Source organism: Paenibacillus sp. Soil787 (assembly GCF_001429545.1).
Lineage (GTDB): Bacteria > Bacillota > Bacilli > Paenibacillales > NBRC-103111 > Paenibacillus_E.
Genome location: NZ_LMSP01000021.1, coordinates 24023 through 49902, shown reverse-complemented (window position 1 = coordinate 49902; position 25880 = coordinate 24023). Strand labels below are relative to the sequence as shown.

Annotated in this window: 26 protein-coding genes and 1 other annotated feature; all 26 genes read left to right on the top strand. The window is 44.6% G+C overall.

Translation table 11 applies throughout. The features are described 5' to 3' along the window. The first annotated feature begins 42 nt into the window (after positions 1 to 42). On the top strand, positions 43 to 747 hold the full coding sequence (gene ispD / locus ASG93_RS18975; protein ID WP_056834201.1) for a 2-C-methyl-D-erythritol 4-phosphate cytidylyltransferase: 705 nt from the start codon (positions 43 to 45) through the stop codon (positions 745 to 747). Next, on the top strand, positions 744 to 1229 hold the full coding sequence (gene ispF / locus ASG93_RS18970) for a 2-C-methyl-D-erythritol 2,4-cyclodiphosphate synthase (protein ID WP_056834199.1): 486 nt from the start codon (positions 744 to 746) through the stop codon (positions 1227 to 1229). The genes ispD and ispF overlap by 4 nt, the downstream gene beginning before the upstream one ends. A 30-nt stretch (positions 1230 to 1259) precedes the next feature. Further along, positions 1260 to 2714: a glutamate--tRNA ligase gene (gltX, locus tag ASG93_RS18965; protein WP_056834196.1), complete on the top strand. Its 1455-nt coding sequence runs from the start codon at positions 1260 to 1262 to the stop codon at positions 2712 to 2714. A gap of 314 nt (positions 2715 to 3028) precedes the next feature. Beyond that, the gene (gene cysE / locus ASG93_RS18960; RefSeq protein ID WP_268796032.1) at positions 3029 to 3730 is read left to right on the top strand and encodes a serine O-acetyltransferase; all 702 of its coding nucleotides are present in this window, start codon (positions 3029 to 3031) and stop codon (positions 3728 to 3730) included. Next, positions 3711 to 5111, top strand: a complete 1401-nt coding sequence (cysS, locus tag ASG93_RS18955; RefSeq protein WP_056834192.1) for a cysteine--tRNA ligase — start codon at positions 3711 to 3713, stop codon at positions 5109 to 5111. The genes cysE and cysS overlap by 20 nt, the downstream gene beginning before the upstream one ends. Continuing rightward, a complete protein-coding gene (locus ASG93_RS18950; protein WP_047683219.1) occupies positions 5108 to 5539 on the top strand; it encodes a Mini-ribonuclease 3 in 432 nt (143 codons plus the stop codon). The genes cysS and ASG93_RS18950 overlap by 4 nt, the downstream gene beginning before the upstream one ends. 49 nt (positions 5540 to 5588) lie before the next feature. Then, positions 5589 to 6329, top strand: coding sequence for a 23S rRNA (guanosine(2251)-2'-O)-methyltransferase RlmB (rlmB, locus tag ASG93_RS18945; RefSeq protein WP_056834190.1), 741 nt, complete (start codon positions 5589 to 5591; stop codon positions 6327 to 6329). Between the two features lie 5 nt (positions 6330 to 6334). Further along, positions 6335 to 6847 (top strand): NYN domain-containing protein, encoded by a 513-nt coding sequence (locus tag ASG93_RS18940; protein ID WP_056834188.1) that lies wholly within the window; start codon positions 6335 to 6337, stop codon positions 6845 to 6847. Between the two features lie 119 nt (positions 6848 to 6966). Further along, positions 6967 to 7611, top strand: a complete 645-nt coding sequence (sigH, locus tag ASG93_RS18935) for an RNA polymerase sporulation sigma factor SigH (RefSeq protein ID WP_028557511.1) — start codon at positions 6967 to 6969, stop codon at positions 7609 to 7611. A gap of 224 nt (positions 7612 to 7835) precedes the next feature. After that, positions 7836 to 7985, top strand: a complete 150-nt coding sequence (gene rpmG, locus ASG93_RS34250; protein WP_079418041.1) for a 50S ribosomal protein L33 — start codon at positions 7836 to 7838, stop codon at positions 7983 to 7985. 19 nt (positions 7986 to 8004) lie between these two features. After that, the gene (secE, locus tag ASG93_RS18930) at positions 8005 to 8217 is read left to right on the top strand and encodes a preprotein translocase subunit SecE (protein ID WP_047683213.1); all 213 of its coding nucleotides are present in this window, start codon (positions 8005 to 8007) and stop codon (positions 8215 to 8217) included. 24 nt (positions 8218 to 8241) lie between these two features. Beyond that, positions 8242 to 8775: a transcription termination/antitermination protein NusG gene (gene nusG / locus ASG93_RS18925; protein WP_029196473.1), complete on the top strand. Its 534-nt coding sequence runs from the start codon at positions 8242 to 8244 to the stop codon at positions 8773 to 8775. Positions 8776 to 8877: 102 nt separating this feature from the next. Next, positions 8878 to 9303 carry a 50S ribosomal protein L11 gene (rplK, locus tag ASG93_RS18920; protein WP_029196472.1) on the top strand — a complete coding sequence of 142 codons (426 nt, stop codon included), beginning with the start codon at positions 8878 to 8880 and terminating at the stop codon, positions 9301 to 9303. A 121-nt stretch (positions 9304 to 9424) separates the two neighbouring features. Beyond that, entirely contained in the window at positions 9425 to 10117 is a 693-nt protein-coding gene (gene rplA / locus ASG93_RS18915) for a 50S ribosomal protein L1 (RefSeq protein ID WP_056834186.1), read from the top strand. Between the two features lie 54 nt (positions 10118 to 10171). Continuing rightward, positions 10172 to 10326, top strand: a sequence feature (ribosomal protein L10 leader region). Positions 10327 to 10392: 66 nt separating this feature from the next. Further along, entirely contained in the window at positions 10393 to 10902 is a 510-nt protein-coding gene (rplJ, locus tag ASG93_RS18910; protein WP_047683208.1) for a 50S ribosomal protein L10, read from the top strand. A 54-nt stretch (positions 10903 to 10956) separates the two neighbouring features. After that, positions 10957 to 11322 carry a 50S ribosomal protein L7/L12 gene (gene rplL, locus ASG93_RS18905; RefSeq protein WP_029196469.1) on the top strand — a complete coding sequence of 122 codons (366 nt, stop codon included), beginning with the start codon at positions 10957 to 10959 and terminating at the stop codon, positions 11320 to 11322. 238 nt (positions 11323 to 11560) lie between these two features. Beyond that, complete coding sequence (locus ASG93_RS18900; RefSeq protein WP_056834184.1) at positions 11561 to 12157, top strand: class I SAM-dependent methyltransferase; 597 nt, start codon at positions 11561 to 11563, stop codon at positions 12155 to 12157. A gap of 385 nt (positions 12158 to 12542) precedes the next feature. Next, positions 12543 to 16082 carry a DNA-directed RNA polymerase subunit beta gene (gene rpoB / locus ASG93_RS18895; protein WP_056834182.1) on the top strand — a complete coding sequence of 1180 codons (3540 nt, stop codon included), beginning with the start codon at positions 12543 to 12545 and terminating at the stop codon, positions 16080 to 16082. A gap of 69 nt (positions 16083 to 16151) precedes the next feature. Beyond that, positions 16152 to 19772: a DNA-directed RNA polymerase subunit beta' gene (gene rpoC / locus ASG93_RS18890; protein ID WP_056834180.1), complete on the top strand. Its 3621-nt coding sequence runs from the start codon at positions 16152 to 16154 to the stop codon at positions 19770 to 19772. 190 nt (positions 19773 to 19962) lie between these two features. Next, complete coding sequence (locus tag ASG93_RS18885) at positions 19963 to 20214, top strand: ribosomal L7Ae/L30e/S12e/Gadd45 family protein (RefSeq protein WP_056834178.1); 252 nt, start codon at positions 19963 to 19965, stop codon at positions 20212 to 20214. 163 nt (positions 20215 to 20377) lie between these two features. Then, the gene (gene rpsL / locus ASG93_RS18880) at positions 20378 to 20797 is read left to right on the top strand and encodes a 30S ribosomal protein S12 (RefSeq protein ID WP_028557500.1); all 420 of its coding nucleotides are present in this window, start codon (positions 20378 to 20380) and stop codon (positions 20795 to 20797) included. Positions 20798 to 20841: 44 nt separating this feature from the next. Next, positions 20842 to 21312: a 30S ribosomal protein S7 gene (gene rpsG / locus ASG93_RS18875; RefSeq protein ID WP_028557499.1), complete on the top strand. Its 471-nt coding sequence runs from the start codon at positions 20842 to 20844 to the stop codon at positions 21310 to 21312. Between the two features lie 38 nt (positions 21313 to 21350). Continuing rightward, positions 21351 to 23426 carry an elongation factor G gene (gene fusA / locus ASG93_RS18870; RefSeq protein ID WP_056834176.1) on the top strand — a complete coding sequence of 692 codons (2076 nt, stop codon included), beginning with the start codon at positions 21351 to 21353 and terminating at the stop codon, positions 23424 to 23426. Between the two features lie 39 nt (positions 23427 to 23465). After that, positions 23466 to 24656, top strand: a complete 1191-nt coding sequence (gene tuf, locus ASG93_RS18865; protein WP_047683193.1) for an elongation factor Tu — start codon at positions 23466 to 23468, stop codon at positions 24654 to 24656. Positions 24657 to 24896: 240 nt separating this feature from the next. Beyond that, positions 24897 to 25205, top strand: a complete 309-nt coding sequence (rpsJ, locus tag ASG93_RS18860; RefSeq protein ID WP_028557496.1) for a 30S ribosomal protein S10 — start codon at positions 24897 to 24899, stop codon at positions 25203 to 25205. A gap of 45 nt (positions 25206 to 25250) precedes the next feature. Continuing rightward, positions 25251 to 25874, top strand: coding sequence for a 50S ribosomal protein L3 (gene rplC / locus ASG93_RS18855; protein ID WP_029196463.1), 624 nt, complete (start codon positions 25251 to 25253; stop codon positions 25872 to 25874). Positions 25875 to 25880: the final 6 nt, after the last annotated feature.

Genomic DNA, 25880 nt, shown 5'->3' with positions numbered 1-25880 from the left:
CGAAGAAAGCTTTCTTTCAGAAAGCACTTAGTTGGAGGACTTATGGGGAAGCTAGGAGTTATCATCGTGGCAGCGGGCAAGGGCTCGCGAATGGGTACGGCTGAAAGTAAACAATACTTACAACTGGGACACAAGCCAATTCTGGTACATACCTTGCAATTATTTCAAAACATACATGAAGTGGATGAAATCATTCTCGTTGTTGGCGGAACGGATGTAGATCGCTGTAGAGGCTATGTACAGCACTACGCTCTTTCCAAGGTCACTCATGTGTTAGCAGGAGGCGCCGAACGTCAAGATTCCGTTAGACGGGGTCTGGACTCCCTACAGAGGGACACAACGTGGGTACTCGTTCATGACGGTGTTAGGCCTTTCGTGAAAAAAGAACATGTGTTCGGTTGTCTTGAGAAAGCGCAAGAACAGGATGCAGCTGTGCTGGCCGTTCCTGTTAAGGATACGATCAAAATCGTAGATACCGAGAAGCGAATTCAATCTACACCTGATAGACGAAGCTTGTGGGCGATCCAAACGCCGCAAGCTTTTCGGCTTTCTCTACTACGGGAAGCGCACGAACGGGCTCTTCAGGATAATTTCATGGGGACGGACGATGCGATGTTGGTGGAACGGATAGGAACAACGGTGCATGTGGTCGAAGGGGACTATTATAATATTAAGATTACGACACCGGAAGATTTGCCATGGGCAGAATGGATACTACATAACGTAAGGGGAGAGGGACAACTATGATTCGCGTAGGTCAAGGATTTGATGTTCATCAGTTGGTGGAAGGCCGTAAGTGCATTATTGGAGGCGTGACGATTCCTTATGAAAAAGGACTGCTTGGTCATTCTGATGCCGATGTTCTGCTGCACGCCATTAGCGATGCTATTTTGGGCGCGCTAGGCTTAGGCGATATCGGGAAGCATTTCCCGGATACGGCTGCAGAGTTCAAAGATGCGGATAGTCTAATACTGCTCAAACAGGTTTGGCGGCTGGCTAAGGACAAGGGATACCATCTTGGGAATACGGACTCTACCATCATTGCACAGAAGCCCAAAATGGCGCCGTACATCCCGCAGATGGTAGAAATTATTGCCGCTGCGCTAGATGCTAAGCCAGATCAAGTCAATGTGAAGGCTACGACGACGGAACAGCTTGGTTTCACGGGGCGAGGCGAAGGCATTGCTGCGCAATCGGTTGTTTGTTTAATTCGAGATGTGCTAGAATAGCAGGTATTATCGGGGAGAAGAGGTACACTCATGAATCAGCCTTTACGTGTGCGTTATGCACCTAGTCCGACTGGACATTTACATATTGGCGGTGCTCGTACAGCACTGTTTGATTATTTATTGGCGCGTCGCCATGGCGGTGCGTTCGTTGTTCGTTTTGAAGATACGGACCAAACGCGTCACAAAGAGTCCGGAATTGAAGATCAGTTGAACGGTCTTAGATGGCTTGGTTTAGAGTGGGACGAAAGCGTAGATATCGGAGGTCCATACGGTCCTTATCGTCAGATGGAGAGACTGGATATTTATCAGACATATCTCGATCAATTGGTTCAGAGCGGACATGCATACCATTGCTATTGCTCGGAAGCCGATTTGGAGCAGGAGCGGGCAGAGCAAGAAGCACGCGGCGAAATGGGCGGTTATTCAGGTAAATGCCGTAACTTGGGCGCGGAGCAGATTGCTGCTTATCGAGCTGAGGGACGTATTCCTTCGACTCGTTTCCGTGTTCCGGAAGGCCGGATTATCGGCTTTGAGGACAAAGTGCGTGAGCTTGTTGAATTTGAATCCAATGGGATTGGCGACTTTATTATCGCGCGCCCTGATGGGATTCCTACTTATAACTTTGCAGTCATTGTGGACGATCACATGATGAAAATCAATCTGGTTATTCGCGGTGAGGAGCATCTGTCTAATACGCCACGACAAATTCTGATGTACGAAGCACTTGGGTTTCCTGTGCCTGTCTTTGCTCATTTGGCGCTTATTTTGAATCCAGACCGTAAAAAAATGAGTAAACGGGATGAATCCATCATTCAGTTTATCGAACAGTACAAAGAGCTAGGCTATCTGCCTGAAGCTGTTGTTAACTTCATTGCCTTGCTCGGTTGGTCTCCTGGCGGCGAAGAAGAAATGTTCACGAAGGAAGAGCTAATTGCCCAGTTTGACCTGGATCGCGTATCCAAGAGTCCGGCTGTGTTTGATATGGATAAATTGAATTGGATGAACAATGCTTATTTGAAAAAGGCACCGCTCTCCCGAGTGGTCGAATTATGCGTGCCTCATCTGCAAAAGGCTGGGTACATCCAAGGTGATTTGGATGCAGCTCGTCATGAGTGGGTAACGGCTCTCGTAGGCCTCAATCAGGAGAGAATGCGTTTCGCGGCTGAGATCGTTGAGCTATCTAGCATCTTCTTCAAAGAAGAGCTGGTTATTGACGAGGAAGCAGCTGCTGTTTTGAAAGAGGAGCATGTGCCTGTTGTGTTAGCTAGCTTCCTCACGCAAGTTGAGCAAGCTGAAGCTTTCACCGTAGAGGCTATTCCTGCTTTGCTGAAGCAAGTGCAGAAGGATACGGGCTTCAAAGGGAAACAATTGTTCATGTCGATTCGTTCTGCACTAACAGGTCAAGTACACGGACCGGACTTAAATGTATCTCTTTACTTACTTGGCAAAGAAAAAGTCGCCTCACGTCTAAGGAACTTATTGTAATGCGGGTTTCTTTTCGCTATACTTAGTTCAATATCGAATGCAATGATCAGGAGAGTACGTTTAACTAGGGATTTATCAGAGAGGATAATCAAAGCCGCGAGGCTTTGGCTGTGAGTTATCCAATTCCTGTAATCGGAAATGCACCTGGGAGCTGCCGCGCCGAAACCTCGTAAGAGTAGGGTAGGCGCAGCCGGAATACCCACGTTACGGGAACCTAAGTTGGGAGACTTCCGAGTCACCAAGCAGAGTGGAACCGCGATAATACGCCTCTGCAGCCATATGGCTGCAGGGGCTTTTTTGTTTTAGAAGAATCCTTGTATGATTACTACGAAGAAGGTGAGAACATGTGGGCAACGATCAAATCTGATATATCCGCCGTATTCGATAACGACCCGGCTGCACGCAGTTGGTTTGAGGTTGTGTTTACGTATTCTGGGCTTCATGCGATTTGGTCCCATCGAATCGGCCATTGGTTTTATAAACGGGGGATGTATACGATCGCTCGTATTGTTTCGCAGTGGAGCCGGTTCATGACAGGAATTGAGATTCATCCGGGTGCAACAATAGGCAAAAGACTGTTTATTGATCATGGCATGGGTGTTGTTATCGGGGAAACCTGTGAGATCGGTGACGATGTCATCCTATACCAAGGCGTAACCTTAGGGGGGACGGGGAAAGAAAAAGGTAAGAGACATCCAACTATTGGCAATAATGTAGTTATTGGCTCTGGTGCCAAAATTCTCGGTTCTTTCCTTGTAGGCGAAAATTCACGTATTGGTTCTAATGCGGTAGTCATTCAGGAAGTTCCTTCAAATAGCACCGTCGTCACGATCCCTGCTAAACTTGTGAAGCGGGACGGAGTTCGTGTGAATCGTTTGGACCATGGGAACTTACCTGATCCCATTGTGGATATATTTCAGGAATTACAGAATCAGATTAACGATTTAAAACAGCAACTTGAACAAGAACGCCTTAAGAATGGAGAAACGAGAGAACATGACACTTCGAGTGTATAATACGCTAACGCGAAAAAAAGAAGAATTCGTTCCTATTGAACCTGGCAAAGTGAAGATGTACGTTTGCGGGCCTACTGTGTATAACTATATTCATATTGGTAACGGCAGACCGGTCATTTTCTTCGATGTTGTACGTCGCTATTTGGAGTCTCAGAAATATGAAGTGACTTATATAACGAACTTTACCGATGTGGATGATAAAATGATTCGTAAAGCCGAGGAACTGGCTGTTACCGTTCCAGAGCTGGCAGAAACATTCATTCAAGCCTTTTTGGACGACGTCAAAACACTTGGCGTTCACGATGCTACCTTGAATCCGCGTGTGACGGAGAACATCCAGGAGATCATCGATTTCATTGCTGCTCTCGTTGAGAAAGATTTTGCGTACGAAGCCCGCGGTGACGTTTATTACCGAACAAGCAAATTTGCGGAGTATGGCAAGTTATCCAATCAAAATCTGGAAGAGCTCCAATACGGCATCCGTATTGAAGTAGACGATCGCAAAGAGAGTCCTCAGGATTTTGTGCTGTGGAAAGCGGCTAAACCGGGAGAGATTTATTGGGATAGTCCATGGGGCCAAGGCCGTCCTGGTTGGCATATCGAATGCTCTGCCATGGTGCGTAAATATTTGGGTGAAACGATTGATATACATGGTGGCGGACAAGATTTGACCTTCCCGCATCACGAGTGTGAAATCGCTCAGACGGAAGCTGTAACGGGTCATCCGATGGCTAATTATTGGCTGCACAATGCCTTCCTTAACATTGACAATGAGAAGATGTCCAAGTCACTTGGCAACGGGATTCTTATTCGTGATCTTGTTAAACAAATCAAGCCGCAAGTATTCCGTTTCTTCATGTTGTCCGCGCACTATCGCAATCCGCTGAATTTCAGCGATGAGAGCTTGAAACAAGCTTCTAATGCGTTAGATCGTATCCAAAATGCTTATGACAACCTGAAGCATCGACTTACTACTGCTTCAGCGACTAGTGAAATAGAATCAGCATTAACAGATCGCTTGGCTGCTATTGCGAGCCAGTTTGATGATAAGATGAACGACGATTTCAATACTCCGGATGCTATAACGGCTGTATTCGACCTTGTTGCCGAAGCGAACCTGTACCTTCAACAGGAGCGGGTAAATACGGCTGCGCTGCAGCTTTTCTTGGATCAGCTGCAAGCGTTCGATCAAACTTTAGGGATTCTTTCTCAGCAAACGGATGAGCTGTTGGATGAAGAGATTGAGCAGTTGATTATCGAACGGACGGAATCGCGTAAGTCGAAGAACTGGGCCCGCGCGGATGAAATTCGTGACCTGCTCACAGAGAAAGGGATATTCCTTGAGGATACACCGCAGGGAATACGCTGGCGCCGTAAATGAGTGAGTCCATCCATGATGCTGCGAACCTTTTTATTTTCCCGCCATCCAAAAGTCCTCATTTACTGAATCCGCTTGTTTTGGCTTATATAGGGGATGCTGTGTATGAAGTGTACATCAGGCAATATGTCATTTCTGGAGCTAACCATCGGCCGAATCATTTGCACAAAGCATCGACGGGATACGTCTCAGCCAAAGCGCAATCCAAATTATTGGAGGCTTTGATGCCGATGCTATCGGAAGAAGAAGTAGACATGGTCAAGAGGGGACGCAATGCCAAATCAGGAACTACAGCCAAAAACGCGGAGGTGCTGGAATACCGGCACAGCACCGCGTTTGAGTGCTTAATCGGATATTTGTACTATAAACAATCTTTTGAGAGATTGAAGGAAATATTAGACTTTGCGATTGCTTACAAGCAGAATAAGTAGCTTAAGCTAACGGTGATCGTATTGTTCAAAACTTTTAGGAGGAACAGGAATGGATGAAGAATATATCGGCGGGAAGCACTCCGTTCTGGAGGCGCTTCGTGCAGGTCGTACGATTAACAAAATATGGATCGCAGAGAGTGCTCAGAAGCAATTCGCAGGTCCTATTGTAGCGGAAGCCAAAAATGTAGGCATTATCGTTCAGTTTACGGACAAGCGTAAGCTGGACCAAATGGCAGAAGGACTTCAACATCAAGGGGTTGTAGCGCAAGTTGCTGCCTATGAGTATGTAGAAGTAGAAGATATTTTAGACAAGGCTAAAGAGCTCGGGCAAGAACCTTTTATCCTGATTCTTGATGAGATCGAGGATCCGCATAATCTCGGTTCGATCCTGCGAACAGCAGACTGTACTGGTGTCCATGGCGTCATTATTCCCAAACGGCGTTCCGTCGGACTTACGGCTACAGTTTCCAAGACTTCAGCTGGGGCTGTTGAATATGTTCCCGTTGCACGTGTGACGAATATTGCGCAGACGATTGAGAAATTGAAAGAACAGGGAGTTTGGGTTGCTGGAACGGATGTATCCGCTGCTCAAGACGTGTATAAAGCCAACTTTAGTATTCCAATTGCACTAGTTATTGGCAATGAAGGTAAAGGTGTTGGTCGATTAATTAAAGAGAAATGTGACTTCTTAGTTAAGCTTCCGATGACGGGACATGTGAATTCTTTGAATGCGTCCGTTGCCGCGGGTGTATTGATGTATGAAGTGGTTAGACAGCGTAATAAGAGTTAAATGAAATGGAACAGTTTCTGATTGTTGATGGCTACAATATTATTGGCGCTTGGCCGGAGCTAAGCAAGCTGAAGGATACGGATCTGGGGGGCGCTCGCGATCAGTTAATCCATATGCTGGCGGAGTATCAATCCTACTCGGGTATGAAGGTATACCTTGTTTTTGATGCCTATATGGTACCTGGACTTGGTAAGAAATATGTGCAGAGCAAGCTTACAGTACTCTATACCAAAGAGAAGGAAACGGCAGATGAACGGATCGAACGCCTAGTCACGAATCTGATGGGAAGGCGTAAGCAGATCTACGTAGCCACCTCGGATATGATTGAGCAGCATGTCATTTTCGGTAAAGGAGCTCTTCGGATGCCCGCTGGTGAACTGCTAGTCAAAATCAAACAGAATCGCAAAGAAGTGCGAGAACGTATTCATCCTGAAACTTCATCCAAGCGTAATCCGTTCGAAGGTAAACTGAGCCATGAGCTCAAAGAGCAATTCGAGCGGTGGCGAAGAGGAGAGTGAATACTCCAAATGCTAGAAATGGTGCGGTTCCCCGTTGACGGTGTGAGTTTTCTTCATGTATACTTAACCTAAACTTTTATAGTGAATCTGGGTAGTCCTGCAGGCCGGAGGGATTGTTGGTGAGTGTCGACCTCAAAGAACTGAGAATGTATGATTATGACCTCAAGCCAGATGAAGACATCGTCGAAGCAGTCCGTGAAGGCAGTAGCGAAGCGTTGGAATACCTTATCAATAAATATAAGAATTTCGTACGTGCCAAAGCACGTTCTTATTTTTTGATAGGTGCAGACCGAGAAGATATTGTGCAGGAAGGTATGATAGGTTTATATAAATCTATTCGCGACTTCCGAGGAGACAAGCTTGCTTCATTCAAAGCCTTTGCTGAACTGTGCATCACGCGACAGATCATCACGGCGATCAAAACAGCAACGCGTCAGAAGCACATTCCTCTTAATTCCTACGTGTCACTGGACAAGCCTATCTATGATGAAGATTCTGATCGTACGTTGCTTGACGTTATTAGCGGTTCCCGGGTTACTGATCCTGAGGAGCTTGTAATCAATCAAGAAGAGTTTACGGGCCTTGAAGATAAAATGGGAGAGATTTTAAGTGACCTAGAGCGCAGGGTACTGATGCTCTATCTCGATGGCAGATCGTATCAAGAAATTGCCGTTGATCTCGATCGTCATGTGAAGTCTATTGATAATGCTCTTCAACGTGTTAAACGGAAACTTGAACGTTATCTAGAAGTCCGAGATTTGTAGGAAGTACCCGCGCCGCTTAAGCTGTGCGGGTGTTTTTCTTTTCGGGGACGTTTAACAATTGTCAAGAGAGTCTATACTGATGATACTCTCGCATTTATGAGACTTCTGCCTTGACACCCTATTACGGGTTGTGATAAAGTATTTCAGGTAGCCCTAAAAGTCGCTTTCTTTTTGACGCGCTTAGAAGGGCTTTAATTAGAAAGTGTCTGTAGGAGGTGTACATCATGCGGGTCATCATCACATTAGCGTGCACAAATTGCAAACAAAGAAACTATGCATCCACTAAAAATAAGCGCAACAATCCCGACCGTATTGAGTTGAAGAAATATTGCAAATTTTGCAATGAACATACTGCTCATCGCGAGACTAGGTAGTTCTTTGGAGGTGTAGTTTGTGGCGTTCTTGGCTAGAATGAGACAAAGCTTCGGATCCACTTTTTCCTTCTTCACCGACAGTTGGTCAGAACTCAAAAAGGTCAAGTGGCCAAGTCGCAAAGAGATGACTACCTATACGCTTGTCGTTATTGGTACTGTAACTTTTGTTGCCATCTATTTTTTTGTGCTGGATCTAGGAATTTCTGAGTTGCTGCGCCTTGTTTTTAAATAAACAGGACTATAGGTGAATTTATTCATGGAAAAAAGATGGTACGTCGTACATACCTATTCAGGGTATGAGAACAAAGTGAAAGCCAACCTAGAGAAACGTGTTGAATCTATGGAAATGACGGACAAGATCTTCCGTGTCCTTGTGCCTATGGAAGAAGAACTGGTAAACAAAGACGGCAAGAAAAAAGTCGTCATGCGTAAAGTTTATCCAGGTTATGTCCTCGTAGAAATGATTCAAACGGATGACTCTTGGTATGTCGTACGTAATACGCCAGGAGTAACTGGATTCGTAGGTTCTACGGGATCCGGCTCTAAACCGACTGCATTATTACCTGAGGAAGTTGAATCTATCCTGAAGCATATGGGTATGGAAGAGCCGAAGGAGAAAATCGACTTCGAACTCAAAGAAACCGTACGCGTCAAGGTGGGACCTTTCGCAAACTTTGTCGGCTCTGTTGAAGAAATTGTTGCTGACAAGGGCAAACTTAAGGTACATGTCAACATGTTTGGTAGAGAAACCCCGCTTGAGCTCGATTTCGACCAAGTGGAAAAGCTATAAAACAAGAAAACCAAGGGTTTCTACCAGGTCTATTCCTCGGGATAGACCTTCGTTAGTGGGATGGCAATCAGATCCCATATTAAAAGCAAGGAGGTGTCTATCATGGCAAAAAAGGTTATCAAAATTGTTAAGCTTCAAGTTCAAGCTGCGAAAGCAAATCCAGCACCACCGATCGGTCCAGCATTGGGTCAAGCAGGTGTGAACATCATGGCTTTCTGTAAAGAGTTTAACGCTCGTACTGCTGATCAAGTTGGTCTTATCATTCCGGTTGAAATCACAGTATTCGAGGATCGTTCCTTTACATTCATCACTAAAACGCCTCCGGCTGCAGTTCTTCTTCGCGTCGTTGCTGGTATCGAAAAAGGATCCGGTGAACCAAACAAAAAGAAAGTTGCAACTGTGAAACGCGCAAAAGTTCGCGAAATCGCTGAACAAAAAATGCCTGACCTAAATGCTGCATCCGTTGAGGCTGCAATGCGTATGGTTGAAGGTACTGCTCGCAGCATGGGAATCACTATCGAAGATTAATTCCGCAAGGAATGCGGTTAAACGATAAGCGTAAGCTGTCGAAGTGGGTTTTCTTCGAGAAAACTCTTCAGCCGCTCGGTGGGAGGATTATCCGCTAATACCACTAAGGAGGAAAAATATTATGCCTAAACACGGTAAAAAATACCGCGAAGTAGCTCAGCTTGTAGATGCTGAAACTTTGTATGATCCGTCAGAAGCAATCGAGCTAGTTAAGAAAACAGCTCCTGCTAAATTTGATGAAACTGTAGATGTTGCAGTTCGTCTGGGTGTTGACCCAAGAAAACAAGATCAGGCTGTTCGTGGTGTCGTTGTACTTCCACACGGTACTGGTAAAACGAAACGTGTACTTGTATTTGCTAAAGGCGAGAAAGCGAAAGAGGCTGAAGCGGCTGGTGCAGATTTTGTTGGTGATGCTGACATGATCAACAAAATTCAACAAGGTTGGTTCGAATTTGACGTTTGCGTTGCTACTCCGGACATGATGAGCGAAGTTGGTAAACTGGGTCGTATCCTCGGGGGTAAAGGTTTAATGCCAAACCCTAAAGCAGGAACAGTTACTTTCGACGTTACCAAAGCTGTTCAAGAGATCAAAGCAGGTAAAATCGAGTACCGTCTTGACAAAGCAGGCCAAATCCATGCTCCACTTGGTAAAGTGTCTTTCGATGCTGATAAGTTGAACGAAAACTTCAAAGCATTGGTTGATGCACTTGTAAGAGCGAAACCAGCAGCTGCTAAAGGTGTTTACCTGAAAAACATTGCTGTATCCTCCACAATGGGCCCAAGCGTTCGTGTGAACCTGCAATCCTTCAGATAAGTAAAAGCTACCAGTTGACTTCGGTTACTGGGCGTGATACTCTATCAAAGGTCATAAAAATGAATATGCAAACCGTAGACAGTAGGTGCCAACGTGCTTAATTTCCTACCGAGGTGTTATGATATATATAGCGATTTCTTTGTACATCAGGGAAAAAGTGAACACATCATGCCTTCGTAGCGTCTACGAAGGCATTTCTTATTTTAGATAAGGAATGCTGATGCTCCTACTGTTTGCGATCTTGAAAGATAAATGCATAAGAAGTGAGGTGTACTATGGCAAACGCGAAAATTCTTGCAGAGAAAGAACAAGCAGTAGCTGAAGTGACTGAGAAGTTTAAAGCTAGTGCTTCTACAATCATCGCAGACTACCGCGGTTTGAACGTAGCTCAAGTAACACAGCTGCGTAAAACCTTGCGCGAAGCTGGGATTGAATTCGTAGTTCTCAAGAACTCGTTGGCTAGACGCGCATCGGCGAATGCTGAACTAAGCGCATTGGATGAGTATCTAACGGGTCCAACTGCTATTGCTTTCAGCAAAGACGATTTAGTTGCTCCAGCGAAAATCTTGACTGAATTTGCGAAAAAGAATGATCAATTGAGCGTAAAAGGTGGCGTGGTCGAAGGCCGCGTAGTTGGATACGATCAAATCAAAGCACTTGCTGAACTTCCATCCAGAGATGGTCTTCTCTCCATGTTGCTTAGCGTTCTTCAAGCTCCAGTTCGTAACTTTGCACTTGCTGTTAAAGCAGTTGCTGAGAAAAAAGAAGCTGAAGGTCAAGCTTAATTTTGTTTTACAACAACAACCACAAAATATATGAATGATAATGGAGGTTTAACCATGAGCAACAATGCAACGATCCTAGAAGCAATCAAAGGCATGACAATCTTGGAATTGAACGACCTGGTTAAAGCAATTGAAGAAGAGTTTGGCGTAACAGCAGCAGCTCCAGTAGCAGCTGGCGGTGGCGCAGCAGTAGCAGTTGAAGAAGCTCAAACTGAGTTTGATGTTATCTTGACTAGCGCTGGCGCATCCAAAATCAACGTAATTAAAGTAGTTCGCGAAATCACAGGTCTTGGCCTGAAAGAAGCGAAAGACTTGGTTGATGGTGCTCCTAAAGCAGTTAAAGAAAAAGTTAGCTCCGAAGAAGCAGAAGCTGTTAAAGCGAAGCTTACAGAAGCTGGCGCTTCCGTAGAAGTTAAGTAATCTTTCAATAGGAAACCTCTTGAAGCTTGACTTCAAGAGGTTTTTTTAACCGTAGATAAGAAAGTATAAGTTTTATACTTTTGCTTCGAATCTACCTTGACAAACGCGCTCGTCCCTGAAGGACGACGGAGTCGTTTATCCTTGATTATAAGATAAGGTTTTTACCCTTAGGAAAGCCTTAGGAACGCTCTCGTTATTTGATTTTCCTAGAGGTAAAAGTGAAGGAGGAATTCATAACGTGTCAGAGCATTACTATACGGAGCGCCCGACGGTGAAACGAGATGTTCACACTATGCAAGAAGTGCTGCGTGGCAAAACTTATACGTTTCTGACGGATGCCGGAGTCTTTTCGAAAAAAGGTGTCGATTATGGCAGTAAGCATTTAATTGAAACCATGCAGCTGAGCGAGGATGCAAAGGTTCTTGATGTAGGTTGTGGGTACGGCCCTATTGGGTTAAGCGCTGCTGTGATGTGTCCGAAGGGACATGTGACAATGGTTGATATCAATGAGAGAGCGATTGAACTGTCTGTTGATAATGCGAAGCGTAACGGTATTACGAATGTGACGATCCTCCAAAGTGATCTCCTGGAACAAGTGAAGGAGCAGCGCTTTGACGCGGTTTTAACCAATCCGCCGATTCGTGCAGGCAAGGAAGTTGTTCATCGCATTTTTACAGATGCTTATGATTGCTTAGTTGACGGCGGGTCGATCTGGGTTGTTATTCAAAAAAAACAGGGTGCTCCATCAGCCATGAAAAAACTTGAGTCTTTGTACAGTGATGTTACTGAGGTATCCAAAGATAAAGGGTACAAAATTCTCAAAGCCACGAAGTAGTTGGAAGTAGTTGAAATTTTGGATTTCAACTCTTATATGTCAATCGAGGAAATTTGTTTGACTTGACATTTCACATGTGGTATTATTAAAAAATGTCAGTATTAAGATGGGACACATGTCTTTAGTTAACAAAAATGTCAAGTGTTTTTTTCTTCCTGGATGAATAAAATTTGAACTTGCAACGTATAATGTTTGAATTTTAGGAAACTCTAACAGGATGGGAAGAAATATTTGGAAAAGTCTTATTGATTACAGGGAAAAACCTTCCTTCATACAGTCGCTTAATTCGGACGGGCTCCACTAATGGAGGCGTCCTGAGTGTACGTCGGTAGAAGTTTTTCTTCTTCTTTTTATTTATTGAGTAGAGTTGAGGGGTGAATGAAAGTTGGCGGGACATCTTGTTCAATTTGGACGACGTAAACGCAGGACTTATGCACGAATTAATGAGGTGCTGGGCATTCCAAACCTGATTGAAATCCAGCAAAAATCGTATGAGTGGTTTTTGGAAGAAGGACTTCGCGAGATGTTTCAGGATATCTCTCCGATTCAGGATTTTACAGGCAACCTAGTACTGGAGTTTATTGACTATAGCTTAGGCGAGCCTAAGTATTCAGTTGATGAATCCAAAGAACGCGACGTAACCTATGCGGCGCCGTTAAGAGTCAAAGTCCGTTTGATTAATAAGGAAACCGGTGAGGTCAAAGAACAAGAAGTGTTCATGGGGGATTTCCCTATCATGACTGACACGGGAACGTTCATTATTAACGGTGCGGAGCGTGTAATCGTCTCCCAGCTCGTTCGTTCACCCAGTGTTTATTATAGCACGAAAGTGGATAAAAACGGCAAAAAAACATATACCGCAACCGTCATTCCGAACCGTGGTGCGTGGCTAGAGCTTGAGACTGATGCGAAAGATATCATCTATGTTCGTATCGACCGCACGCGTAAAATTCCAGTAACTGTCCTTCTTCGTTCCTTAGGATTTGGTACAGATGCTGAGATTTTGGATTTGCTCGGTGATAATGAATACATCCGTAATACGCTCGATAAAGATAACACTGATTCTACGGAAAAAGCGTTAATCGAAATCTATGAGCGTCTTCGTCCGGGTGAGCCTCCTACGCTAGATAATGCTAGAAGCTTGATCGTTGCTCGTTTCTTTGATCCGAAGCGTTATGATTTGGCCAATGTAGGTCGCTACAAAATCAACAAAAAACTTCACATCAAAAATAGATTGTTCAATCAACGTTTGGCTGAAACACTTGTGGACTCCGAGACTGGAGAAATCATTGCAGAAGCTGGACAATTGCTTGATCGTCGTGTATTAGATGAAATCCTTCCTTTTATTGAAAAAGGTGCAGGATATCAAGAATTTACGATTCCAAAAGGTGTAACGGGCGCGGATACAATTCCAGTTCAGTGCATCAATGTTTATTCACCAACAGAAGAAGGCAAGGTCGTTAAAGTTATCTCTAACGGTGTTATTGATAAAACTGTCAAAAACATCACGCCTGCCGATATTATTTCATCTATTAACTATTTCATCAATTTGCTTCACGGTATCGGAAATACGGATGATATTGACCACTTGGGTAACCGTAGACTTCGTTCTGTAGGTGAATTGCTGCAAAATCAATTCCGCATTGGTCTTTCCCGTATGGAACGTGTTGTTCGTGAGCGTATGTCGATTCAAGATGCGAATGTGATTACACCGCAAGCCTTAATCAACATTCGTCCTGTTATCGCGTCGATCAAAGAGTTCTTCGGTAGCTCTCAGCTATCTCAGTTTATGGACCAAACGAATCCGCTTGCTGAATTGACGCACAAAAGACGTCTGTCTGCACTAGGACCCGGCGGTTTGACGAGAGAGCGCGCAGGTATGGAAGTTCGTGACGTGCATCACTCTCACTATGGCCGTATGTGTCCAATTGAGACGCCAGAGGGACCGAACATTGGTTTGATCAACTCCTTGTCTACGTTTGCCCGTATTAATGAGTATGGCTTCATTGAGGCGCCGTATCGTTGGGTAGATCCGAAGTCAGGACTTGTAACCGACCAAATCGCTTACCTGACAGCAGACGAAGAGGATAACTATGTTATCGCTCAGGCGAATGCACAATTGACGGAAGATAATAAATTCGTTGAAGATGCTATTATCGTTCGTTATAAGGATGACAACTTAACACTTCCGGTTGAACGTGTCGATTACATGGACGTTTCTCCGAAGCAAGTTGTTTCCGTGGCAACGGCGTTAATTCCGTTCCTTGAAAATGATGACTCCAACCGTGCGCTTATGGGTTCAAACATGCAGCGACAAGCGGTTCCGCTTTTGATCCCGAAAGCACCTCTTGTAGGAACGGGTATGGAGCATAAGGTCGCCAAAGACTCAGGAGTATGTATTGTCTCCAAATTCGATGGAATTATTGAGAAAGCTGCTGCGAATGAAATCTGGCTGCGTCGCCAAGAAATGGTCGATGGCAAACTGGTTAGCGGCAACATCGTCAAATATAAACTCCACAAATTCATGCGTTCTAACCAAGGTACATGCATCAATCAACGTCCAATTGTCAAAAAAGGCCAATTGGTTAAAACGGGTGATATTCTTGCAGACGGACCTTCAACAGAACAAGGTGAATTGGCACTTGGACGCAACGTTGTCGTAGCCTTCATGACTTGGGAAGGTTACAACTACGAGGATGCGATCTTGCTTAGCCAAAAGCTTGTGAAAGAAGATGTATACACTTCTATTCACATCGAGGAATACGAGTCCGAAGCTCGTGATACGAAGCTGGGACCTGAAGAAATCACACGCGATATCCCGAACGTTGGGGAAGATGCATTGAAAAATCTTGACGAGCGCGGTATTATCCGTGTCGGTGCCGAAATCGGCGCAGGCGATATCCTTGTTGGTAAAGTAACACCTAAAGGTGTAACCGAGCTGACAGCGGAAGAAAGATTGCTGCATGCGATCTTCGGTGAGAAGGCTCGTGAAGTTCGTGATACATCCCTTCGCGTACCGCATGGTACAGACGGTATCGTTGTTGATGTGAAAGTATTTACACGTGAGAACGGCGATGAGCTGCCTCCTGGTGTGAACCAACTCGTTCGTGTCTATATCGCACAGAAACGGAAAATTTCCGAGGGCGATAAAATGGCGGGACGTCACGGTAACAAAGGGGTCGTAGCACGTATTCTTCCTGAAGAAGATATGCCTTTCCTTCCAGATGGTACGCCAGTTGAAGTTGTATTGAATCCACTTGGGGTTCCTTCACGGATGAACATCGGTCAAGTACTTGAAGTTCACTTAGGTATGGCTTCCAAGTACCTGGGTATCCATGCTGCAACGCCAGTATTCGATGGAGCGCGTGAGTATGACGTGTTCGATGCGATGGAAGAAGCAGGTATGCAGCGTAGCGGTAAAACGATTCTGTACGATGGTCGTACAGGGGAATCGTTCGAACGTGAAGTTACCGTCGGCGTCATGTACATGATCAAATTGGCGCACATGGTTGATGATAAAATCCATGCCCGTTCCACAGGACCTTACTCCCTTGTTACTCAGCAGCCGCTGGGTGGTAAAGCGCAGTTCGGTGGACAACGTTTCGGGGAGATGGAGGTATGGGCACTCGAGGCTTATGGAGCTGCTTATACACTGCAAGAAATTCTTACTGTGAAATCCGATGACGTTGTAGGCCGTGTGAAGACATACGAGTCTATCGTAAAAGGCGAGAATGTTCCAGAACCAGGTGTTCCGGAATCATTCAAAGTTTTGATCAAAGAGCTTCAAAGCTTAGGTATGGATGTTAAAATCCTCTCCGGCGACGAAGAAGAGATCGAAATGAGAGAAGCCGACGATGACGACGAAGTCACTAGCGATAAATTAAACCTAAACTTAGAGGGCTCTGAATTGGGAGTCAACGAATAAAGAACACCACAATAGATCGAGAACGATTCACTGCATAGTGGGTTTAAATTCTTAAAGGAGGGTTGCTCCTTGATGGACGTTAACAACTTCGAGTTTATGAAAATCGGCTTGGCATCACCCGATAAAATTCGCTCTTGGTCCCGTGGGGAAGTAAAGAAGCCGGAAACGATTAACTACAGAACCTTAAAGCCTGAGAAAGAAGGTCTTTTCTGCGAAAAGATCTTCGGGCCTACCAAAGATTGGGAATGTCATTGCGGTAAATACAAACGAGTCCGTTATAAAGGCGTAGTTTGTGACCGTTGTGGCGTTGAAGTAACACGTCAAAAGGTACGTCGTGAGCGCATGGGTCATATTGAACTTGCCGCTCCGGTATCTCACATTTGGTACTTCAAAGGTATTCCAAGCCGTATGGGGCTTGCGTTAGATATGTCTCCAAGATCGTTGGAGGAAATTATCTACTTCGCTTCCTATGTGGTAACAGATCCAGGGGATACACCTTTGGAGAAGAAACAACTGCTTTCCGAGAAAGAATACCGGAGCTATCGCGAGAAGTACGGTTATGCTTTCCAAGCGGGAATGGGTGCGGAAGCCGTTAAAAAGCTTCTGATCGATATTGATATCGAGCGTGAAGTAGATACTCTCAAAGAAGAACTCAAAACAGCACAAGGTCAACGCCGTAACCGCGCGATTAAGCGTCTTGAAGTTATGGAAGCTTTCCGTAACTCGAAGAACTTGCCTGGATGGATGGTACTGGATGTACTTCCTGTCATCCCTCCGGAGCTTCGTCCAATGGTACAGCTTGATGGTGGCCGCTTCGCGACTTCTGACTTGAATGATCTATATCGCCGCGTTATCAACCGTAACAACCGTTTAAAAAGATTGCTCGACCTAGGAGCTCCTGACATCATTGTTCAAAATGAGAAACGGATGCTGCAAGAGGCGGTTGACGCTCTTATTGATAACGGTCGTCGCGGCCGTCCGGTAACAGGTCCAGGTAACCGTCCTTTGAAATCTCTCAGCCATATGCTGAAAGGTAAACAAGGTCGTTTCCGTCAGAACTTGCTCGGTAAACGTGTTGACTACTCCGGTCGTTCCGTTATCGTTGTAGGACCTAACCTGAAGATGTACCAATGTGGTCTTCCGAAGGAAATGGCGCTTGAGTTGTTCAAGCCTTTCGTGATGAAAGAGCTTGTGAATAAAGGTTTGGCCCATAACATCAAAAGTGCAAAACGTAAAGTTGAGCGCGTAAGTCCAGATGTTTGGGATGTTCTTGAAGAAGTCATCAAGGAGCACCCGGTTCTTCTGAACCGTGCCCCTACGCTGCATAGACTTGGTATTCAAGCTTTTGAACCGATTCTGGTTGAAGGCCGTGCTATTAAACTTCATCCGCTCGTTTGTACAGCTTACAACGCTGACTTCGACGGTGACCAAATGGCCGTTCACGTACCATTGTCTTCTGAAGCTCAAGCTGAAGCTCGCTTGCTCATGCTGGCGTCAGGTAACATCTTGAATCCGAAAGACGGTAAGCCTGTTGTTACGCCTTCACAGGATATGGTTCTGGGAAGCTTCTATTTAACAACAGACAACAAATTCGCTAAAGGTGCTGGTTCTATTATTAGAACGGTGCATGAAGCAGTTTCTTCTTACCAATCGGGCAAAATGGCCCTGCACGCACGGGTTGCTATTCCTGCAAGAGCATTGAACAAAGTTAGTTTCACTGAGAAACAACAAAATGCAATCTTGATCACAACGATCGGTAAAATCATTATGAATGAGATTTTCCCTAGCGACTTCCCATTCATTAATGAACCAACCAAAACGAACCTGCTGAGCGGGATTCCTGATACTCACTTTGTTTTCGAAAAAGGTGCTGATCTTAGAGCAATTATGTTGGAACGTGATGAGAACAAAGCGGTAGGTAAAGAATATCTCGGTTCTATTATTGCTGAGTGTTTCCGTAAATACCACACAACTCAAACGTCCATGATCCTTGATAAAATCAAAGAGCTTGGATTCACGTACTCCACCAAAGCGGGTATTACCGTAGCTGTCTCTGACGTTGTTGTTCCTACTGAAAAAGTAGCCATTCTCAAAGAATGTGAAGAGAAAGTACGCGTAGTTACGAACCAATACCGTCGTGGTTTGATTACAGATGAAGAGCGTTATGACCGTGTTATTGCGATCTGGAGTAAAGCGAAGGATGAAATCACAGATATTTTGATGAAATCCCTTGATAAATACAACTCTATTAGCATGATGGTTGAATCCAAAGCGCGGGGTAATAAATCCCAGATTACACAGCTTGGCGGTATGCGTGGTTTGATGGCGAATCCATCCGGTAAAATTATGGAGTTGCCGATTAAATCGAACTTCCGTGAAGGCTTAACGATCTTGGAGTACTTTATTTCCACGCATGGAGCGCGTAAAGGTCTTGCCGATACAGCACTTCGTACAGCGGATTCAGGGTACTTGACTCGTCGACTCGTTGACGTTGCACAAGATGTAATTGTTCGCGAAGATGATTGTGGAACAGATAAAGGCTTCATGGTTAGCAAAATTCAAGATGGTAAAGAGGTTATTGAAGATCTCTATGACCGTATTGAGGGCCGTTATGCTTATGAAACCCTTCGTCATCCTAAAACAGGTGAAGTTATTGTTCAACGCAATGAGCTCATCGAATCGGGTATTGCAGATACAATTATTGAAGCTGGTATCGAGAAACTTCAAATTCGTTCTGTTCTTAGCTGCCGCACCAATCATGGTGTATGTAAGAAATGTTATGGTCGTAACTTAGCTACTGGCCAATTTGTTGAGGTTGGAGAAGCGGTTGGTATTATCGCTGCTCAATCCATTGGTGAGCCAGGAACACAGTTGACGATGCGTACGTTCCATACCGGCGGTGTTGCCGGAGATGATATTACGCAAGGTTTGCCGCGTATTCAAGAGCTCTTTGAAGCTCGGAATCCGAAAGGTCAAGCGATCATTTCCGAAATCGATGGTACAGTTAAAGAAATCCGTGAAGCTAAGGACCGTCGTGAAATCGAAGTCCAAGGGGAAGCGGAATCCAAGGTTTATGCTGTTCCTTACGGTTCACGTGTACGTGTTTCATTGAATCAACAAGTGGAAGCTGGAGACGAGTTGACTGACGGTTCTATCGATCCGAAGGAAATGCTCCGTATCAAAGGTATCCGCGGTGTGCAGAACTACATTCTGCAAGAGGTTCAACGCGTTTATCGTAACCAAGGGGTAGAAATTAACGATAAACATATCGAAGTTATGGTTCGTCAAATGCTGCGGAAAATCCGTATCGTAGACGCTGGAGATACAACGCTTCTTCCTGGTTCCTTCGTAGACATTCATGAATATGAAGCAGCCAATAAAGTTGCCTTGTTCGCTGGTAGCGAGCCTGCTGTTGCAAGACCTATCTTGCTCGGTATTACGAAAGCGTCCCTAGAGACCGATTCCTTCCTATCTGCAGCGTCTTTCCAAGAAACGACACGTGTCTTGACAGATGCAGCGATTAAAGGAAAAGTTGACCAACTACTTGGTCTTAAGGAGAACGTTATTATCGGTAAACTTATTCCTGCAGGTACAGGTATGCCTCGTTACCGGAATATCCGCATTACGGATCCGAACGAAGTGCTTGTACAAGACGAGGACCTTGAAAAAGAGACTGTCACTGTTGAATAGATTAACTATGTAATCATGAGGGATAGCCACTTCACAATGAAGGAGGCTGTCCCTTTTGATTTACATTTGCTAATCTAGTAAGAATAATAAAATATTAGAGATTATTCCTTGACACCCGAAGTTCAAAGTGCTAATATATCGTAGTGTGCCTAAGTCGATATTCTTTCCTTTTCTTTGAAGGGGGTGCCTTATGTCTTATGATAAAGTCAAACAGGCGAAGAATATAAGTGTAGGTACGAAGAAAGTTACAAAAATAGTCGAACAAGGTAAGGCAGTCGAAGTTTTTGTTTCCAAAGATGCAGATCCGCGATTGACGATAAATCTGGTAACTCTCTGTACGCAGAAGGGTGTACCTGTTACCTATGTAGATTCTATGAAAATGCTAGGTAAAGCATGTGGAATTGAAGTTGGAGCTGCGGTAGCAGCTGTTGTAAATGAATAAACGCTAAAGATGTTTTTGTTAGTGGCTATAGCTTATATAAGTTCATGTGACTTTTTGCAGCTATCCATGGCAAGGACTTTCTCTTTGCTCATTTATGACTCGCCTGGATCTGTGGGCTTGCAAGAAGAACATCATGTTATGAATGTAGGGAGGAGGTGGCGATATGCCAACAATTAACCAACTAGTACGTAAAGGTCGTCAAGCGAAGGTGGATAAGTCAAAATCACCAGCTTTGCAAAAAGGTTTTAACGCTTTGAAAAGAGAAGCAACGGATTTGAGTGCACCTCAAAAACGTGGTGTCTGCACGCGTGTAGGTACTATGACTCCTAAGAAGCCTAACTCCGCACTTCGTAAATATGCACGTGTTCGTTTAACGAACCGCGTAGAGGTGACAGCTTACATTCCAGGTATCGGTCACAACCTGCAAGAACACAGTGTTGTATTGATCCGTGGAGGTAGAATTAAAGATCTTCCAGGGGTACGTTATCACATCGTGCGTGGCGCGCTGGATACTTCCGGTGTTAACAACCGCAAGCAATCCCGTTCCAAATACGGTACAAAACGTCCGAAAGTTAAAAAATAAGAGATAATAATCAGGGATGATTCTTATAAGAAAGGGGGATAACTATGCCTCGTAAAGGTCCAGTTACTCGCAGAGACGTATTGCCAGATCCAATTTATAATAGCAAACTAGTTACTCGTCTTATCAATCGCATTATGGTTGATGGAAAAAGAGGGGTAGCACAAACCATTCTATACAACGCTTTTAACCTCGTGAAAGATCGTACAGGTAAAGAGCCGATGGAAGTGTTTGAAGCTGCAATCAAAAACATTATGCCAGTACTAGAAGTTAAAGCTCGCCGTGTTGGTGGAGCAAACTATCAAGTACCTATCGAAGTAAGACCTGATCGTCGTTCGACATTAGGCTTGCGTTGGTTGGTTAACTACTCACGTCTACGTGGTGAGAAGACGATGGAAGAAAGATTGGCTTATGAAATCATCGATGCTAGCAACAGCACAGGCTCTTCCGTTAAGAAACGTGAAGATACACACAAAATGGCTGAAGCTAATAAAGCATTCGCTCACTATCGTTGGTAGAATTCTAAATTAATATCAGAAAGGAGACATAACGACCTATGGCTAGAGAGTTCTCCTTAAAAAACACACGTAATATCGGGATCATGGCTCATATCGATGCTGGTAAAACGACAACAACAGAGCGCATTCTTTACTATACTGGTAAAGTTCACAAAATCGGAGAAGTGCACGAAGGTGCAGCTACGATGGACTGGATGGAACAGGAACAAGAGCGCGGAATCACGATTACTTCCGCCGCTACAACTGCGCAATGGGAAGGTCACCGCATCAATATTATTGATACCCCGGGACACGTTGACTTTACCGTTGAGGTAGAGCGTTCCCTTCGTGTGTTGGATGGAGCAGTTGGTGTATTTAGTGCGAAAGAGGGCGTTGAGCCTCAATCGGAAACAGTTTGGAGACAAGCTGATAAATACAACGTTCCACGTATTGCTTACGTAAACAAAATGGACATCATCGGTGCAGACTTCTTGCAAGTTGTTGAATCGATGCGTCAAAAACTTGGTGCAAATGCAGTAGCTATTCAACTTCCAATCGGTGCTGAGAATGAATTCAAAGGCATCATTGACTTGGTTGATGAAGTTGCTTATATGTACAAAGACGATCTTGGTAAGGATATCGAGAAAATCGAAATTCCTGCTGAGTTCAAAGATCAAGTTGCAGAACTTCGTTTGGAATTGATTGAGAAAGTTGCTGAGCTCGATGAAGAGCTTACAATGAAGTATCTTGAAGGCGAAGAAATTTCTGTTGACGAAATCAAAGCAGCTCTGCGTAAAGGTGTCTGTGAAGTGAAAATCTTCCCGGTTATCGTAGGGTCTTCTTACAGAAACAAAGGTGTTCAATTGATGTTGGATGCGGTAATTAGTTACCTGCCATCACCTCTTGATGTACCTGACATTAAAGGTGTGCTTGACGACGGTACTGAAGTGGTTCGTAAGTCTGCTGATGATCAACCTTTCTCAGCACTTGCATTCAAAATCATGACGGATCCTTTCGTTGGTCGTCTAACGTTCTTCCGTGTTTACTCTGGTACCTTGAACTCCGGTTCCTACGTTGTTAACGCAACGAAAGGCAAGCGTGAGCGCGTTGGTCGTATCCTGCAAATGCATGCGAACAGCCGTCAAGAAATCAGCATTGTATACGCTGGTGACATCGCCGCGGCCGTTGGATTGAAAGATACAACGACTGGTGATACACTTTGTGATGAGAAAAATCCAGTTATTCTTGAGAAAATGGTCTTCCCTGAACCGGTTATCCAGCTTGCTGTTGAACCGAAGACGAAAGCCGACCAAGATAAAATGGGTATCGCATTGCAAAAGCTTGCTGAAGAAGATCCGACTTTCCGTGCTTCCACAGACGAAGAAACCGGACAAACGATCATCGCTGGTATGGGTGAGCTTCACCTTGAGATCCTCGTTGACCGTATGCTTCGCGAGTTCAAAGTAGAAACCAATGTAGGTAAACCACAAGTTGCTTACCGTGAAACGTTCCGTGCAGCAGCTAAAGTTGAGGGTAAATTCGTTCGTCAATCCGGTGGTCGTGGTCAATACGGACATTGTTGGGTTGAGTTTGAACCTCAAGAAGCTGGTACAGGTTTCATTTTCGAAAGCAAAGTAGTGGGCGGATCTATTCCAAGAGAATATATCGCACCTATTCAAGCTGGTATCGAAGAGTCCATGAAAAACGGTGTAATCGCAGGATTCCCGCTCGTGGATATCAAAGCTACAGTTGTCGATGGCTCTTACCATGATGTTGACTCCAATGAAATGGCGTTCAAAATCGCGGGTTCCATGGCACTTAAAGCTGCTAAAGAAAAATGTAAACCGGTTCTTCTTGAGCCAATCATGAAGGTTGAAGTTACTGTACCAGAAGAGTACATGGGCGATGTTATGGGTGACCTTAACTCCCGTCGTGGACGTATCGAAGGTATGGATAACCGTCATGGCGCGCAAATCATCCGTGCTAAGGTGCCTTTGTCCGAAATGTTTGGATATTCCACAACACTTCGTTCAAGAACACAAGGCCGTGGTGTTTACTCCATGGAACTTTCACATTATGAAGAAGTACCTAAGTCCATTGCAGAAGAAATCATTGCAAAAGGCAAAGGCGCTTAATATAAAACTATTAGTCACTCTAAGGAGGAATCGTTTAAAATGGCAAAGGCTAAATTTGAACGTAACAAACCGCATGTTAACATCGGTACTATCGGTCACGTTGACCATGGTAAAACAACTTTGACAGCTGCTATTACAACTGTATTGTCCAAAAGATACGGTGGAGCTGCAGTAGCATTCGACCAAATCGATAAAGCACCAGAAGAGCGCGAGCGCGGTATCACAATCTCCACAGCTCACGTTGAGTACGAAACACCTAACCGTCACTACGCACACGTTGACTGCCCTGGACATGCTGACTATGTTAAAAACATGATCACTGGTGCTGCTCAAATGGACGGAGCGATCTTGGTTGTATCCGCAGCTGACGGCCCTATGCCGCAAACTCGTGAGCACATCCTTCTTTCCCGTCAAGTAGGCGTACCTTACATCGTAGTTTTCCTTAACAAATGTGATATGGTTGAAGACGAAGAGTTGCTTGAATTGGTTGAGATGGAAGTTCGCGACCTTCTTAACGAATATGAGTTCCCAGGCGATGATACTCCAATCATCCGCGGTGCAGCTCGTGAAGCTCTTGCTAACCCAGAAGGTCCTTGGGCTGACAAAATCATCGAGTTGTTCGAACAAGTTGATACTTATATCCCAACTCCTGAGCGTCAAACTGACAAGCCTTTCCTTATGCCAGTTGAGGATGTATTCTCAATCACTGGTCGTGGAACAGTTGCAACTGGTCGTGTTGAGCGTGGTACTGTTAAAGTACAAGAAGAAGTTGAAATCGTTGGTATCGCTGAAGAAACTCGTAAATGCATCGTAACTGGTGTAGAGATGTTCCGTAAATTGCTTGATTCCGCTCAAGCTGGTGACAACATTGGAGCATTGCTTCGTGGTGTAGACCGTAAAGATATCGAGCGTGGACAAGTTCTTGCGAAACCAGGTTCAGTTAAACCACACACGAACTTCACAGCACAAATCTACGTTCTAACTAAAGAAGAGGGTGGCCGTCATAAGCCTTTCTTCACAGGTTACCGTCCACAGTTCTACTTCCGTACAACTGACGTAACGGGTATCATCTCCCTTCCAGAAGGTACAGAGATGGTTATGCCTGGTGATAACATCACTGTTACTGTTGAACTGATCAACCCAATCGCAATCGAAGAAGGAACACGCTTCGCGATTCGTGAAGGCGGACGTACAGTTGGTGCGGGCGCGGTTGCAACAATTCAAAAGTAATACCTATAAATAGAAGAAACACTCATCGTTTAGGCGATGGGTGTTTTTTTTATGCATTTGCCTAAAATTTCGCTTGCATTTCGTTTTCAAATTTTATATAATATAAAACGTTGGTCTGTGACGTTGCGATGATGCGAAAGGTTGCCGACACACCTGGCCCCTTTGCCATGGGGAAGGATGTTGGAGAATTTTCGCGGAGTATGTCCGATACTAAATTGGGCGATAGAAGGAGGGACTTATATGGCAAAGCAAAAAATTCGTATCCGTTTGAAAGCTTATGATCACAGAATTATTGATCAATCAGCTGAGAAAATCGTGGAAACTGCCAAGCGTTCCGGTGCAGGTGTATCCGGTCCGATTCCGCTTCCGACAGAGAAGCAAATCATCACGATTCTTCGTGCGGTGCACAAGTACAAGGATTCGCGTGAGCAATTCGAAATGCGTACGCATAAGCGTCTTATCGATATTGTGAATCCAACACCACAAACAGTTGATGCTTTGATGCGTCTAGACTTACCGTCTGGCGTTGACATCGAGATCAAACTGTAAAACAACTATAGAATGAACGTTTAGGAAGGAAATGAGGTGTCAACGATGAAAGGTATCTTAGGAAAAAAACTTGGGATGACACAGTTGTTTACTCCGGAGGGTAATGTAGTTCCGGTAACTGTCATTCAAGCGGGACCATGTGTGGTGCTGCAAAAGAAAGATGTGGATAACGACGGATATGAGTCGATCCAAATCGGTTTTGATGATGTTAAAGCTAGCAGAATCATTAAACCAGAGCTTGGCCATGCGAAAAAAGCAGGGGCAACGCCTAAGCGCTACGTTAAAGAAATTCGTGGCATTCAGTTGGGTGACTATGAAGTTGGTCAAGAACTGAAAGCAGATCTGTTCACAGAGGGCGAATTCGTTGATGTAACGGGTACTTCCAAAGGTAAAGGTTTCCAAGGTAACATCAAAAGACATAACCAATCCACAGGCCCGATGGCTCACGGATCACGTTATCACCGCGGACCAGGTTCCATGGGTTCCATTCAAGCAAACCGCGTACCTAAAGGTAAGAAATTGCCAGGGCACATGGGTAACGAAACAGTAACTTTGCAAAATCTTCAAATCATTAAAGTAGATGCTGAGCGTAATGTATTGCTAGTTAAAGGTTCCATTCCGGGTCCTAAAAACAGCTACGTTAGCGTGAAGTCTGCTGTGAAAAAGTAAGAAAGG

Bases quoted from the DNA above. Each gene is read 5' to 3' on its own strand.
- ispD (WP_056834201.1), top strand. From the start codon at position 43: ATGGGGAAGCTAGGAGTTATCATCGTGGCAGCGGGCAAGGGCTCGCGA.
- ispF (WP_056834199.1), top strand. From the start codon at position 744: ATGATTCGCGTAGGTCAAGGATTTGATGTTCATCAGTTGGTGGAAGGC.
- gltX (WP_056834196.1), top strand. From the start codon at position 1,260: ATGAATCAGCCTTTACGTGTGCGTTATGCACCTAGTCCGACTGGACAT.
- cysS (WP_056834192.1), top strand. From the start codon at position 3,711: ATGACACTTCGAGTGTATAATACGCTAACGCGAAAAAAAGAAGAATTC.
- ASG93_RS18950 (WP_047683219.1), top strand. From the start codon at position 5,108: ATGAGTGAGTCCATCCATGATGCTGCGAACCTTTTTATTTTCCCGCCA.
- rlmB (WP_056834190.1), top strand. From the start codon at position 5,589: ATGGATGAAGAATATATCGGCGGGAAGCACTCCGTTCTGGAGGCGCTT.
- ASG93_RS18940 (WP_056834188.1), top strand. From the start codon at position 6,335: ATGGAACAGTTTCTGATTGTTGATGGCTACAATATTATTGGCGCTTGG.
- rpmG (WP_079418041.1), top strand. From the start codon at position 7,836: ATGCGGGTCATCATCACATTAGCGTGCACAAATTGCAAACAAAGAAAC.
- nusG (WP_029196473.1), top strand. From the start codon at position 8,242: ATGGAAAAAAGATGGTACGTCGTACATACCTATTCAGGGTATGAGAAC.
- rplK (WP_029196472.1), top strand. From the start codon at position 8,878: ATGGCAAAAAAGGTTATCAAAATTGTTAAGCTTCAAGTTCAAGCTGCG.
- rplA (WP_056834186.1), top strand. From the start codon at position 9,425: ATGCCTAAACACGGTAAAAAATACCGCGAAGTAGCTCAGCTTGTAGAT.
- rplJ (WP_047683208.1), top strand. From the start codon at position 10,393: ATGGCAAACGCGAAAATTCTTGCAGAGAAAGAACAAGCAGTAGCTGAA.
- rplL (WP_029196469.1), top strand. From the start codon at position 10,957: ATGAGCAACAATGCAACGATCCTAGAAGCAATCAAAGGCATGACAATC.
- ASG93_RS18885 (WP_056834178.1), top strand. From the start codon at position 19,963: ATGTCTTATGATAAAGTCAAACAGGCGAAGAATATAAGTGTAGGTACG.
- rpsL (WP_028557500.1), top strand. From the start codon at position 20,378: ATGCCAACAATTAACCAACTAGTACGTAAAGGTCGTCAAGCGAAGGTG.
- rpsG (WP_028557499.1), top strand. From the start codon at position 20,842: ATGCCTCGTAAAGGTCCAGTTACTCGCAGAGACGTATTGCCAGATCCA.
- fusA (WP_056834176.1), top strand. From the start codon at position 21,351: ATGGCTAGAGAGTTCTCCTTAAAAAACACACGTAATATCGGGATCATG.
- tuf (WP_047683193.1), top strand. From the start codon at position 23,466: ATGGCAAAGGCTAAATTTGAACGTAACAAACCGCATGTTAACATCGGT.
- rpsJ (WP_028557496.1), top strand. From the start codon at position 24,897: ATGGCAAAGCAAAAAATTCGTATCCGTTTGAAAGCTTATGATCACAGA.
- rplC (WP_029196463.1), top strand. From the start codon at position 25,251: ATGAAAGGTATCTTAGGAAAAAAACTTGGGATGACACAGTTGTTTACT.